This is a genomic window from Streptomyces sp. NPDC046465, assembly GCF_040646035.1.
In the GTDB taxonomy this organism is placed as follows: domain Bacteria; phylum Actinomycetota; class Actinomycetes; order Streptomycetales; family Streptomycetaceae; genus Streptomyces.
The window spans coordinates 15968-30855 of sequence record NZ_JBEYZK010000043.1; the positions used below are offsets into that span (position 1 = coordinate 15968).

Genomic DNA, 14888 nt, shown 5'->3' on the forward strand with positions numbered 1-14888 from the left:
CCAGGAAGGGTGAGGCCTCGGCCTGCGGTTCAGCCGAGGACCGTGAGATCAGATGTGCCCCAATACGACTTCAGATGCCGGACGAGGCCGGACGCGTCCATGCGGATCACGAGCATCGCCGTGCGCTGGATGCGCGCCGTCTCCGGGGCGTCGGGGATCTTGAGCCAGCCCCGCTCCGCGTACAGCGGGCCCAGGGGCAGATAGTCCATGGCGGAGGTGACCTGGATCAGCGCGTGCGCGGCGTCCTGCCCGGCGACGGGTTCGGCCGCCTCCTCCCGTATGCGGGCGGAGAGGAGGCGCTCGTAGTGGGCGCGCAGCGCGTCGTGCCCGGTGACGGGCGGGTGGCCGACCGGATCCTCCAGTACGGCGTCGGGCGCGTACAGCTCGACGATCGCGTCCAGATCCCCGGCGTTGACGCGACGGCTGAGCTCCTGGGCGCGCTTCTTGCGGGCGAACTCGTTCATCGCTGTCCCTCCACTGCCTGTCCGTTGCCGCTGTCCTTGCCGACGCCGATGCTGTTGCCGCTGCCGCTGTCCTTGCCGAGGTCCCGGTCGATGAACGCGAAGATCTCGTCCGCCGACGCGTCCTGGATACGGGCGGACACCGCCGCCTCATCGGCTGCCCGCTCCGGCACGTCGAGCCGGGCCAGCGTGGCGCGCAGCCGTCCCGCCAGCTCGGCCCGTGCCGTGCCGTCCTGCGAGGAGACCGAGAGCAGAGAGCTCTCCAAACGCTCGAACTCCGCCAGGACGTCCGCGAGCGGATCCGCCGCCCGCGGAGCGAGTTCCTGCCCCAGATGCGCGGCGAGCTCCGCCGGATTGGGGTGGTCGAAGACGAACGTGGCGGGCAGCTTCAGACCGGTCGCCACCGAGAGCCGGTTGCGCAGCTCCACCGCGGTCAGCGAGTCGAAGCCCAGCTCCCGAAGCCCCTGCGTCGCGTTGACGGGCGTGGCCGCCTCGTACCCGAGGACCGCCGCGATGTGCGTGCGCACGAGGTCGAGCAGCGCCTCCTCCCGCTCCGCGTCGGACATCCCGCCGAGCGCCTTGAGGAGCGCGGACGCCCCCGCCGAACCGGTAGAACCGCTGCTCCTGCCCCCGCCGCGCACCAGGTCCTGCAGAAGGGCGGGCGCGGGGTGGCTCTGCGCCTGCCGACGCATCCGGGCCAGGTCCAGACGGACCGGCGCGTACAACGGCAGGCCGCCGGACCACGCGCTGTCGAGCAGGGCGAGCCCCTCGTCGACGGTGAGCCCGACCACTCCGGCCCGGGCGTGGCGCGCCCGGTCGGCATCGGTGAGCCGGCCCGACATGCCGCTCTCCAGATCCCAGTAGCCCCACGCCAGGGAGGTCGCCGCGGCCCCGCCGTCGTGCCGGTGCCGGGCGAGTGCGTCGAGGAAGGCGTTGGCGGCCGTATAGCTGCCCTGGCCGGGGCCGCCGAGCAGCCCGGCGACCGAGGAGTACAGCACGAACGCGGACAGGTCCGCGTCCCGCGTCAGCTCGTGCAGGTGCCACGCGGCGTCCGCCTTCACTCGCATCACCTCCTCGACCTGCTCGGCCGTGAGGTTCTGCACCACCGCGTCGCTCACGGTGCCCGCGCAGTGGAAGACGGCGGTCAGCGGATGCTCCGCGGACACGGAGTCCAGGAGGGCGGCGGCCGCGTCCCGGTCGCCCGGGTCGCAGGCGGCGAAGGCGACCCGCGCGCCGAGCGCGGAGAGGTCGGCCGCCAGCTCCAGGGCCCCCGGCGCGTCGGCCCCGCGCTTGCTGGACAGGAGCAGGTGCCGGGCGCCGTGGCGGGTCACCAGATGGCGGGCCGTGAGGGCGCCTAGGGCGCCGGTACCGCCGGTGATCAGTACGGTGCCGTCGGGGTCGAAGGGGACGGGCAGCGTGAACACGGTGGTGCCCGCTGAGGCCACCGAGGCCACCGAGGCCGCTGAGGCCCCTGAGGCCACCGGGATCGTCGAGCCTGCCGGGGCCGTCGAGCCGGGCGCGTATTGCGGCGCCGCGGGCGCCTGCCGTACGTCCCACACGCTGACGTCCAGCGGTTCCAGGGCGCCGTCGCGGCTCAACCGGGCCAGTGTGGCGAGGATTTCCCGTACGCGTCCGGGCTCGGGCGGCGCGACGGCCTGCCCCGCGTCCGAGTCGGCCGCCCGGCGGACGACCAAGGCCCTCGCACCGGCCGCGGTCGCGCCCTCCCGGCCGCCCAAGCCCTGCTGGCCCTCCCGGTCCTCCTGGTCCTTCCGGTCCTTCCGGTCCTCCCGATCCTCCCGGTCCTCGTGCGCGATGACGATGTCGGGCACCTGCTCGCCGCCCACGTCGCAGACCGACACGCCCCCGCCGATGCCCTCCGCCTCCCGGCACGCCACGAGCCGCAGCACGGCCCGGCCGACGGGACCGACTCCCTCTTCAACGTGCAGCGAAGCACCAACAGCGCCACCGTGCGGCCCGACGGGCACATCGGGTACGACGGGAACGCCGGGCGCGACAACATCCGCCAGGACGTGGTACGCCGCCACATAGGCGCCTACGGACCCCGCCGCCTGCGCCCAACTCCACCCGTACGGCACCGGTATGAGCACATCGGCATCGGCGACGGCCACCGGCCCCGCCACGTCGAACAGACCCATCACCCGGTCGCCCACAGCCAAGGACCCGTCCTCGCCGCCGACCTCCGTCACGACACCGGCGCCCTCGACGAGGCCCGTGCCGAGCGGCCCCTCATCCGGCGCGACGGCGGCCCGCAGCGCCACCCGCACCTCGTGCGGCTCCAACGCCCTCCTCGCCTCGGGCGCATCAACAAGGGCCAACTGCCGCCCCGCGCTCGCCCCTTCGGCTGAAGCCAGCCGCCATGTCGGTGAGCCGACCGGCGGAGTGAGCCGCGCCGAGGCCTCGTCGCGCACGAGCCGAGGCACGTACACCTGACCGCCCCGAAGCGCCAACTCCGGTTCAACGGAAGCCAGTACGTCCGAAAGCGCCGCGAGCGAAGGCTCCAGGAAGTCGACGTCGAGCAGTGTGAGGCGACCGGGGTTCTCGGCCTGCGCGCTGCGCACCAGGCCCCACAACGACGCTCCCGGCAGATCACCGGCATCTTCGCCCGGTCGCATGGCGACCGCACCCCGCGTCACGACGACGAGACGGCTCGCCGCGAACTCCGGATCGTCGAGCCATTCCTTGAGCAGCGACAGGAGGGACACGGCAGCAGCCCGCGCCCCTGCGGCCGCATCGCCACCCGTACGTTCACCGGAGGTGGAGCACACGGCACTGTCACGGGAGGTGGAGCACACGACGAGCACGACATCCGGCACCTCGCCCCCCGCCGCCACGGCGTCCCGCAGCGCGGTGAACGTATCCCGCACCGAAACCCTGGACACCCCGGGCACCCCGGGCACCCCGGACAACGCCCCCGCCAGCGCCGTCCCCAGCGGCTCCCCGGCAGGCGCCACCACAGCGGGACGCAGGGCACCGCCGCCTTCGACACCGCCCGGCACCGTCGCCGTCGTCTTCCACACCAGCCGGAAGAGCGCGTCACGGTCCGCCGCGCGCGCCCCCGCGATCTGATGGGCGGCCACCGGGCGCACCGTGAGCGACTCCAAGGTCAGGACCGGCGCTGCACCGTCGTCCACGGCCGTCAGTGCCAACTGGTCCGGCGCGGTGCGCGCGATACGGACCCGCAGCCGGTCGGCCCCCGACGCGTGCACCCGCAACCCGCTCCAGGAGAACGGCAGCAGCACCTGGTCGGTCTCCGCCGACGATGTGACCGCGTCCAGGATCAGGGCGTGCAGCGTGGCGTCGAGGAGCACCGGGTGCACCTGGTAGCGGTCGGCCCTGCCGCTCTCCGCCTCGGGCAGCGCCACCTCGGCGAAGAGGTCCTCACCGAGCCGCCAGGCGCTCACAAGGCCCTGCGAGCCCGGCCCGAAGTCATAGCCGTGCGAGGCGAGTTCGTCGTACGGATCGTGCCCGCCGACCGGAGTGGCGCCGGGCGGCGGCCAGGTCCCGCCGGATGGGGCGCTCACGGAGTCGGGCCCCGCCGGGGCGACCACACCCGCCGCATGCCGGGTCCACGCGGCCTGCTCGCCCTCGTCCGTGGGCCGCGAGTAGACGGACACGGGGCGCCGCCCGTCCTCGCCCGCCGAGCCGACCGCCACCTGCAGATCGACCGTGCCCGCGCCCTCGTCCCCGAAGGCGAGCGGAGTGTGCAGCGTCAGCTCCGCCAGCTCCTCGCAGCCGGTACGGACCGCGGCCTGCAGCGCCAGTTCCACGAACGCCGAACCGGGCAGCAGCACGGTGTCCATGACCCGGTGCTCCGCCAGCCACGCCTGGTCCCGCGGCGAGATCCTGCCGGTCAGCAGATGACTGCTGCCGTCCGCGAGCTCCACGGCGGCCCCGAGCAGCGGATGCCCCGCGGAGGCGAGCCCGAGCCCCGCCGGATCCCCGGCGATCCCCCTGCGCCCCTCGAGCCAGAAGCGCCCCCGCTGGAAGGCGTACGTCGGCAGATCCACCACCCGAGGCAGCGGAACGGCCGGGAACCAGCCCGTCCAGTCGATGTCGGCTCCGGCGGTGAAGGCGTGGGCGGCGGCGCGGGCGAGCTGGGTGGCGTCGCCGTGGCCGCGGCGCAGGGTGGGCACGACGGTGGCGGGCAGGTCGGCCTGCTCGATGGTCTCTTCCATGCCCAGTCCCAGCACCGGGTGGGCACTGGCCTCGATGAACAGGCGGTAGCCGTCCGCCAGCAGTGCCTCGATGGTGTCGGCAAAACGCACAGGCTGGCGGAGGTTGGTGACCCAGTAGCCGGTGTCGAGCTGCGTCGTGTCGTCGAGGCGTTCGGCGCTCACCGTGGAGTAGAAGGCCACGTCCGTGCGCGTCGGCCGGATGTCGGAGAGGCGGTCGGTGAGCAGGTCATGGAGTGCGTCGATCTGGGGACCGTGGGAGGCATAGCCGACGTCGATGACCCGGGCCCGCAGACCACACGCCTCCGCCTCGGCCACCACAGCCGCCACCTGCTCAGGCGGACCCGAAATGACGGTGGAGGAGGGCCCGTTGACGGCGGCGACACACACACCCGGCCGGTCACCGATGAGCTCGGCGGCCTGCTCGGCACTGGTACTCAGCGACGCCATATCGCCCTGCCCCTGCAACTGCCGCAACGCATCACTGCGTACGGCCACAATCCGCGCCGCATCCTCCAACGACAACGCCCCCGCGACACACGCGGCAGCCATCTCCCCCTGCGAATGCCCCACCACAGCAGCCGGAGTAACCCCACAGTCCGCCCACACCGCGGCCAGCGACACCATCACCGCCCACAGCACCGGCTGCACGACCTCGACCCGCGACAGCTCACTCCCATCCCCGCACAACACATCACGCAACGACCAGTCCACATACACCGACAGCGCCTGCTCACACTCCGCGATCCGCGCCGCGAACACCGGTGACTCATCCAGGAGCTGGGCACCCATCCCCACCCACTGCGACCCCTGCCCCGGAAACACCAACACCGGCCCCGCACCGGACGCGCCCTGCACAGCTCCCTCGACCACACCGGCCGACGGCTGGCCCGCGGCCAGGGACCGCAACCCGCCCAGAAGTGCTTCCCGGTCCTTGCCCACGACCACGGCACGGTGCTCGAACACCGATCGTGTGGTGACCAGCGACCAGCCGACATCCAAGGGAGATGCCAGTCGGGGGTCGGTCGTCGCGCGCTCGGCCAGCAGTCCGGCCTGGGCCCGTAGAGCCTCTTCCCCACGCGCCGACACGACCCACGGAACGACTCCGGAGGGCGCCTCTTCGGAACCGGCGTTCACGGGTTCCGGTGCGTCCGGGGCCTGTTCGAGGATCAGGTGTGCGTTCGTGCCCGAGATCCCGAAGGCGGAGACACCGGCGCGGCGCGCGCGCTCGCCGCGTGCCCACGGCACCGGCTCGGTCAGCAGCCGTACCCCACTGTCCGCCCACTCCACGTGCGGTGTGGGCGCGTCGATGTGCAGAGAGGCGGGCAACTGCTCGTTCCGCAGCGCCATGACCATCTTGATCACTCCGGCGACACCGGCCGACGCCTGGGCGTGCCCGATGTTCGACTTGATCGAGCCGAGCCACAGCGGCCGGTCCTCGGGCCGTTCCTTGCCGTACGTGGCCACGAGCGCGCTGGCCTCGATCGGGTCGCCCAGCATGGTGCCGGTGCCGTGTGCCTCCACGGCGTCGACGTCCTCGGGGGAGAGGCGGGCATTGGCGAGGGCCTGCCGGATCACCCGCTGCTGGGCCTGCCCGTTGGGTGCTGTGAGGCCGTTGCTCGTACCGTCCTGGTTGATCGCCGAACCCCGTATCACCGCAAGGACGTTGTGGCCGTTGCGCCGGGCCTCGGAGAGGCGTTCGAGGACGACGAGGCCGACCCCTTCGGCCCAGCCGGTTCCGTCGGCGGCGGCCGCGAACGGCTTGCACCGCCCGTCCTTGGCGAGGCCACGCTGCAGCGAGAATTCGACGAACGCGCCCGGCGTGGCCATGATCGTCGCGCCGCCCGCGAGGGCGAGCGAGCACTCGCCCTGCCGCAGCGCGTGGGCCGCCTGGTGGATCGCCACCAGGGACGACGAGCATCCGGTGTCGATGGTCATCGCCGGGCCTTCGAGGCCGAGTACGTACGACAGCCGGCCGGAGGCGACACAGCCGAGGTTGCCGGTGCCGATGTACCCCTCGACCTCGGTGGGACGCTCGCCGACGAGCGCCAGGTAGTCGAAGATCGTCAGGCCCGTGAACACCCCGGCGTTGCTGCCCTTGAGCGACTCGCGGTCGAGCCCCGCGCGTTCGATCGCCTCCCAGGCGGTCTCCAGGAGCAGGCGCTGCTGCGGGTCCATCGCGATGGCCTCGCGCGGGCTGATGCCGAAGAAACCGGCGTCGAAGTCGCCCGCGTCGTACAGGAAGCCGCCCTCGCGCACATAGCTGGTGCCGCGGCTCTCCGGGTCCGGGTCGTAGAGCTTCTCCAGGTCCCAGCCCCGGTCGTCGGGGAAGTCGCCCATGGCGTCCTTGCCCGCGGTGACGAGATCCCACAGTTCCTCGGCGGAGCGCACGTCACCCGGGTAGCGGCAGGCCATGCCGACGATCGCGATCGGCTCGTCGTCGGCGGCGACCGTGGCCGTCCGCGCCGCGTCGGCAGTCGCCGTGTCGCCGGACAGTTCGGACAGGAGGACGTCGGCGAGGGAGTCGGGGGTGGGATGGTCGAAGACGACGGTGGTCGCCAGCGTCAGGCCGGTGCTCTTGTTGAGCCTGTTGCGCAGCTCCACGGCGGTCAACGAGTCGAAGCCCAGCTCCTGGAAGGGCTTCGTCGCGGGCACGGCGTCGACGTCGGAGTGCCCCAGCGTGGCCGCGGCCTGGGAGCGCACGTGCTGCAACAACAACTGCCGCTGCTGGGCGGGCTTCGCCTCGGTCAGCTCCTGCTGGAGCGACGACGCCTCTCCGGTGTCGCCCTCCTGTGCCACCGGCGCGCTCGCCCGCCGGTTCTCGGGCAGATCGGCGAGGAGCGGGCTGGGCCGCTGCGCGGTGAACGTCGACGTGAACTGTGCCCAGTCGAAGTTCGCCACCGTCAGCGTCGTCTCGCCCGCGTCGAGGGCCTGTTGCAGCGCCTTGACGCACAGCTCCGGGCTCAGCGGGTGCAGCCCGAAGCGGCTGAAGAACGTCAACGCGGCCTGATCGGACGCCATTCCGGCTTCGGCCCAGGGGCCCCAGGCGACAGAGGTGGCGGGCAGACCCTGGGAGCGGCGGTGCTCGGCGAGTGCGTCGAGGAAGTGGTTGGCGGCACCGTAGGCACCCTGCTGGCCACTGCCCCACACTCCGGCACCGGAGGAGAACATCACGAACGCCGAGAGGCCGAGGCCCCGCGTCAGCTCGTGCAGGTGCAGCGCGGCGAGGGCCTTGGGCCGCAGCACCTCGTCCAGCTCCGCGCCCGACACCTCGCCGAGGCCGATGTAGTTCGGCACGCCCGCCGCGTGGATCACGGCCGTGAGCGGATGTTCGGCGGCGATGCCCCCAACCAGGTCGCGCACCTGCTCGCGGTCACCGACGTCGCAGGCGGTGATGGTGACGACGGCGCCCAACTCGGCCAGTTCGGCCGCGAGTTCCTGGGCGCCGGGCGCGTCGGGGCCGCGACGGCTGGTCAGCAGGAGGTGCGGGGCGCCCTCGCGGGCGAGCCAGCGGGCGAGGACGGCGCCGATGCCACCGGTGCCGCCCGTGATGAGGGTGGTGCCCTCCGGCCGCCACGGTATGCCGCTGCCCTGCGCGTGGGTCGGCGCGTGGGCGAGGCGGCGGGCGTGGACACCGCCCGGCCGGACGGCGAGCTGGTCCTCGTCGTGCGGGGCCAGAGCGGCGGCGAGCCGGGCGAGCGTCTGGTGGTCGATGCGCGCGGGCAGGTCGACGAGCCCGGCCCACAGCCGCGGATACTCCAGTGCGGCGACCCGCCCCAGGCCCCAGACCTGAGCCTGCACGGGGTGGGCGAGTGTGTCGGTGGCGCTCGTGGAAACGGCGCCCTGCGTGAGGGTGTGCACGGCGGTGTCGGCGCCGTTGTCGGCGAGCGCTTGGAGGAGTGCGGTCGTCGCGGCGAGCCCGGCGGGAACGGCCGGGAACTCGGGGTGCGGTTGCTCGTCCAGGGCCAGCAGATTGACGATCCCGGCGAAGGCGACGCCGTCCGTCATCTCCATCAGCGAGGCAAGTTCCCGGGCCAGTCCGGCGCGCTCCACGGTGCACCCGTCCACCACGTGCTGCCGCACCTCACCGCCGTGCGCGGCCACCGTCTGCGCTGTCGCGAGGACCGCGGGATGCTCGGCGTGCGCGGCAGGCACGAGAAGCAGCCAGACACCGCCCAGTTCCGGCGCCGCGGTGTCGGGCTGGTGCTTCCACGTGACGTGATAGCGCCAGGAGTCGACCGTGGTCTGCTGCCGGTGCCTGCGCCGCCAGGCCGACAGGACGGGCAGCGCGGGCTCCAGCGCCCCGACGTCCTCCGCCTGCCCCGCGATGTCCAGGCTGGCGGCGAGGGCGTCGATGTCCAAGTCCTCGATCGCCTGCCACACCTGGGCCTCGACCGGGTCCTGACCGGCACCGGTGGGCGCGCCCGCCGCGGGCGGCTCCACCCAGTAGTGGCGGCGTTGGAAGGCGTAGGTGGGGAGGTCGACGGTACGGGGGGTGGGGTCGGCCGGGAACCAGCGGCGCCAGTTGACGTCGGCGCCCACCGCGAACGCCTGGGCGGCGGCGTGCGTGAGCTGAGTACGGCCGCCTTGGTCGCGGCGGAGGGTGGGGATGGTGTGGGCGTCGACACCCGCTTGTTCGAGGGTTTCCTGGATGCCGAGGTTGAGGACGGGGTGCGGGCTGGCTTCGATGAACAGGCGGTAGCCGTCCGCCAGAAGTGCCTCGATGGTGTCGGCGAAGCGGACGGGCTGGCGGAGGTTGGTGACCCAGTAGCCGGTGTCGAGCTGCGTCGTGTCGTCGACGCGTTCGGCGGTGACCGTGGAGTAGAAGGCCACGTCCGTGAGCGTCGGCCGGATGTCGGCAAGGCGGTCGGTGAGCAGGTCGTGCAGTGCGTCGATCTGCGGCCCGTGGGAGGCGTAGCCGACGTCGATGACCCGGGCCCGCAGACCACACGCCTCCGCCTCGGCCACCACAGCCGCCACCTGCTCGGGCGGACCCGAAATTACGGTGGAGGAGGGCCCGTTGACGGCGGCGACACATACCCCCGGCCGGTCACCGATGAGCTCGGCGGCCTGCTCCGGCCCCGTCCCCAGCGACGCCATATCGCCCTGCCCCTGCAACTGCCGCAACGCGTCACTGCGTACGGCCACGATCCGGGCCGCATCCTCCAGCGACAGCGCACCGGCGACACACGCGGCAGCCATCTCCCCCTGGGAGTGTCCGACCACAGCAGCCGGAGTAACCCCACAGTCCGCCCACACCGCAGCCAGTGACACCATCACCGCCCACAGCACCGGCTGCACGACCTCGACCCGCGACAGCTCACCCCCGTCCCCGCGCAACACATCACGCAGCGACCAGTCCACGTACGCCGACAGGGCCTGCTCACACTCCGCGATCCGCGCCGCGAACACCGGCGACTCATCCAGGAGCTGCGCCCCCATCCCCACCCACTGCGAACCCTGCCCCGGAAACACCAACACCGGCCCCGCACCCACATCACCCGCAACCCCGGACACCACATCCGCGGAAGCCTCACCCGCCGCCAACGCGCCCAGCGAAGCGGCGGCCTGCGCGGGATCCTGGCCCACGACCACGGCCCGGTGCTCGAACAGGGGGCGCGTCGTGGCCAGCGACCACCCGACTTCCAGAGGCGGGACGTCTGTCTCCTGTGCGGCGAACACGCCCAGGCGCCGGGCCTGTTCACGCAGCGCATCGCTGGTCCGTCCCGAGATGACCCACGGCACCACCGGCGGGACGGCCGCACTCGGCGACGCAACAACCGGGGAAGCGGCGTTTTCCGGAGAGACCTCCTCCGGCACGTCCTCTGGGGCCTCCTCCAGAATCAGATGCGCGTTTGTCCCCGAGATCCCGAACGCCGAGATGCCTGCCCGCCGCGTGCGTTCAGCCGTCCATGCGACCGGCTCGGAGAGCAGTCGTACGCTGCCCTGCTCCCACTGGACGTGCGGTGAGGGCGCGTCGATGTGGAGGGAGGTGGGGAGAAGGCCGTTGCGGAGCGCCATGACCATCTTGATCACACCGGCGACACCGGCGGCGGCCTGCGTGTGCCCGATGTTCGACTTGATTGAGCCGAGCCAGAGCGGTCGCTCTTCGGTCCGCCCCTGGCCGTACGTGGCCAGCAGCGCCTGCGCCTCGATCGGGTCGCCCAGCGTGGTGCCCGTACCGTGCGCCTCCACGGCGTCGATGTCCTCGGGGGAGAGGCGGGCGTTGGCGAGGGCGGCGCGGATGACGCGTTCCTGCGAGGGCCCGTTGGGGGCGGCGAGCCCGTTGCTCGTACCGTCCTGGTTGACGGCCGAACCCCGGACCACCGCGAGGACCTTGTGGCCGCGGCGCCGCGCGTCGGAGAGCAGTTCGAGCGCCACCACACCGGCGCCCTCGCCCCAGCCGGTGCCGTCGGCGGCAGCCGCGAACGGCTTGCACCGGCCGTCGGGCGCGAGCCCGCGCTGCCGCGAGAACTCGGTGAACGAGCCGGGTGTGGCCATGACCGTCGAGCCCCCGGCCAGCGCGAGGGAGCACTCGCCCTGACGCAGCGCCTGGCTCGCCAGGTGGATCGCGACGAGGGACGACGAGCACGCCGTGTCGACGGTCACCGCGGGGCCTTCGAGCCCCAGCGTGTAGGAGATGCGCCCGGACACCACGCTGCCGAGGTTGCCGGTGCCGATGTACCCCTCGACCTCACTGGCCGTCTGGCTGATCAGCGTCAGGTAGTCATGGGCGCTCACTCCGGTGAAGACGCCGGTGTCGCTGCCCTTCAGCGCCTGCGGGTTGAGGCCCGCGTGCTCGATCGCCTCCCAGGCGGTCTCCAGGAGCAGGCGTTGCTGCGGGTCCATCGCGACGGCCTCACGTGGGCTGATGCCGAAGAAGTCGGCGTCGAAGTCGCCCGCGTCGTAGAGGAAGGCGCCGTCCCGCACGTAGCTGGTCCCCGGGTGTTCCGGGTCCGGGTGGTAGAGGGACTCCAGGTCCCAGCCACGGTCGTCGGGGAACGCCGCGACGGCGTCGCCCCCGTCGCGCACCAGTTGCCACAGATCCTCGGCGGAACGTGTACCGCCGGGGAAGCGGCAGGCCATGCCCACGATCGCGACCGGCTCGGCCGACTCTTTGTCGCGGAGCTTCTGGCGGGCCTCGCGCAGTTCCGCGGTGACCCACTTGAGGTGATCGAGAAGCTTCTCCTCGTTCGACATCTGACCCAGGCTCCTTGGCGCTACGTGGTGGCGGGGACGTATGAGTGAGGGCGGACGTATGAGTGAGGGGGTGGGGGCGGGGGTGGGATGCGGGAAACGGGCAGGTGGGCGAGGGTCAGGACTTCCCGAACTCGCTGGAGATGAGGTCGAAGATGTCGTCCGCACTCGCCGTCTCCAGGTCGGCATGGGCGGTATCGGCCCCCTCGGGGCCGTCCTGCGCCGGACTCCACTTCGAGACCAGCACCTGCAGTCGGCCGACGATGCGCCGTCGGGCGGCCTCGTCCACCTCGGCCGTGCCGTACGTCGCGTCCCACTTGTCGAGCGCCGCGAGTACGTTGCCCTCACCCGTGGTCTCCCCGTCGCCGCCTAGTTGGCCGCGCAGGTGTGTGGCGAGGGCTTCGGACGTCGGATGGTCGAAGATCACGGTGGCGGGCAGCGAGAGCCCGGTCGTGGTGTTGAGCTGATTGCGCAGCTGGACCGCGGTGAGTGAGTCGAAGCCCAGCTCCTGGAACGGTTTCGCGGCGGGGATGTCCTCCGTGGTGCGGCCGAGCGTCGCCGCCGCGTGGGTCCGGACGTGCTGGACCAGGAAGCCGTGCCGCTGGGAAGCGGGAGTCTTGGCGAGCTCCGCGCGGAAGGCGCTGGTCTCCGCGGCGGAACCGGTCTGCTCGGCCTCTCGCCGGTTCTCCGGAATGTCGTCGAGGAAGGGGCTGGGCCGCTGTGTGGTGAACGTCGGCGTGAACTGTGCCCAGTCGAAGTTCGCCACCGTCAGCGTGGTGTCGCCCGTGTCCACCGCTTGATGCAGTGCTTTGACGCACAGATCCGGGCTGATCGGATGCAGCCCGAAGCGCTTGAAGTACGTCAGGGACTCCTGATCCGCGGACATTCCTGCCTCGGCCCAGGGGCCCCAGGCAATGGAGGTGGCGGGGAGTTTCTGGGAGCGGCGGTGCTCGGCGAGTGCGTCGAGGAAGTGGTTGGCGGCACCGTAAGCGCCCTGCTGACCGCTGCCCCACACTCCGGCGCCGGAGGAGAACATCACGAACGCCGAGAGGTCAAGGCCTCGCGTCGCCTCGTGCAGAGTCCAGGCCGCGTCGGCCTTCGACCCGAGCACTTCGCCGAGCCGCGCTGACGTCAGATCACCGATCGACGTCAGATCGGTGATTCCCGCCGCGTGGATGACGGCGGTGAGGGGGTGCTCGGCGGGCACTTCGGCGACGAGACGGCGGAGCTGGTCGGCGTCGCTGACATCGCAGGCGGTGACGGTCACGGTCGTGCCGAGTTCGGTGAGTTCGGCGGCGAGCTCCCCGGCGCCGGGTGCGTCGGGTCCGCGACGGCTGGTGAGGTGCAGGTGAGGGGCGCCCTCGCGGGCCAGCCAGCGGGCGAGGACGGCTCCGATGCCGCCGGTGCCGCCCGTGATGAGGGTGGTGCCTCGGGGCTGCCAGGCCGGGTCGGAGCCGTGGGTGCCGTGGGTGCCGGGGGCATGGGTGAGGCGCCGGGTGTGGGTTCCGGTGGGGCGGACGGCGATCTGGTCCTCGTCCTGGGGGAGGAGGGCGGCGGCGATACGGGGGAGGGTGTGGCGGTCGGCGCGGGCGGGGAGGTCGACGAGCCCGGCCCAGAGGCGGGGGTGTTCGAGGGCGGCGACGCGCCCGAGTCCCCAGACCTGAGCCTGGCGGGGGTGTGTCAGGGGGTCGGTGGCGCTCGTGGAGACGGCACCTTGGGTGACCGTGTGCAAGGGGGTGCTCGTGCCGTTGTCGCTGAGGGCCTGGATCAGTGCGGTCGTCGCGGCGAGCCCCGCGGGCACGGCCGGGTGGTCGGGATGCGGCGTTTCGTCCAGCGCCAGCAGGTTCACGATGCCGGAGAGATCAGCGGTGTCCACGGAGGTCAGGTCCGCACGCCTGACTCGGCCGACCTCGACCGGATGCAGCCGGACGTCGCCTGCCCCGTGCACGGTCAGCGCCTCGGCCGTGGCTCGTACGGCGGGATGCTCGGACTGATCGGCTGGGACGAACAACAGCCAGGTGCCGCCGTCCAGTTGAGGGGGGTCTCCGTCGGCCTGGTGCTTCCACGTGACGCGGTAGCGCCAGGAGTCGATGGTCGCCTGCTCCTGATGCCGCCGACGCCAGCCCTGCAACACCGGCAGCGCGGGTTCCAACGCCCGGACCGCTTCCTCGCTGCCCTCCTCCGAGCCCAGCGTCTCGGCCAACAGTCCGAGGTCGAGCCCTTCGACGGCCTGCCACAACTGCGCCTCGGCCGCACCTTGTCCACCGCTCACGGCTGCGGCGGACGCTGCCCGTCGTTCGAGCCAGTAATGCTGGCGTTGGAAGGCGTAGGTGGGGAGGTCGACGGTACTGGGGGCGGGGTCGGCCGGGAACCAGCGGCGCCAGTCGACGTCGGCTCCGGCGGTGAAGGCGTGGGCGGCGGCGCGGGCAAGCTGGGTGGCGTCGCCGTGATCGCGCCGCAGGGTGGGCACCACGGTGGCGGTGACGTCGGCCTGCTCGATGGTCTCTTCCATGCCGAGGTTGAGGACGGGGTGGGGGCTGGCTTCGATGAAGAGGCGGTAGCCGTCGGCCAGCAGTGCGTTGATGGTGTCGGCGAAGCGGACGGGCTGGCGGAGGTTGGTGACCCAGTAGCCGGTGTCGAGCTGCGTCGTGTCGTCGAGGCGTTCGGCGGTGACCGTGGAGTAGAAGGCGACGTCGGTGGTAGTGGCGGGTTGGATGTCGGCAAGGCGGTCGGTGAGCAGGTCATGGAGCTGGTCGATCTGCGGACCGTGGGAGGCATAGCCGACGTCGATGAGCCGGGCCCGCAAACCACCCGCCTCCGCCTCGGCCACCACAGCCGCCACCTGCTCGGGCGGGCCAGAAATCACCGTGGCGGAGGGCCCGTTGACGGCGGCGACACACACACCCGGCCGGTCACCGATGAGCTCGGCGGCCTGCTCCGGGCCCGTCCCCAGCGACGCCATATCGCCCTGCCCCTGCAACTGCCGCAACGCATCACTGCGCACGGCCACAATCCGCGCCGCATCCTCCAACGACAA

3 protein-coding genes are annotated in these 14888 nt (G+C 72.3%); all 3 read right to left on the reverse strand.

Annotated features, from left to right (window positions below; translation table 11 throughout):
* Nucleotides 1–29: 29 nt before the first annotated feature.
* The gene (locus ABZ953_RS37665) at nt 30–464 is read right to left on the reverse strand and encodes a nuclear transport factor 2 family protein (RefSeq protein ID WP_361733733.1); all 435 of its coding nucleotides are present in this window, start codon (nt 462–464) and stop codon (nt 30–32) included.
* A complete protein-coding gene (locus tag ABZ953_RS37670; protein ID WP_361733734.1) occupies nt 461–11854 on the reverse strand; it encodes a type I polyketide synthase in 11394 nt (3797 codons plus the stop codon). The genes ABZ953_RS37665 and ABZ953_RS37670 overlap by 4 nt, the downstream gene beginning before the upstream one ends.
* A 115-nt stretch (nt 11855–11969) precedes the next feature.
* A partial coding sequence (locus tag ABZ953_RS37675) for an SDR family NAD(P)-dependent oxidoreductase (RefSeq protein WP_361733736.1) occupies nt 11970–14888 on the reverse strand: 2919 nt, incomplete at its 5' end.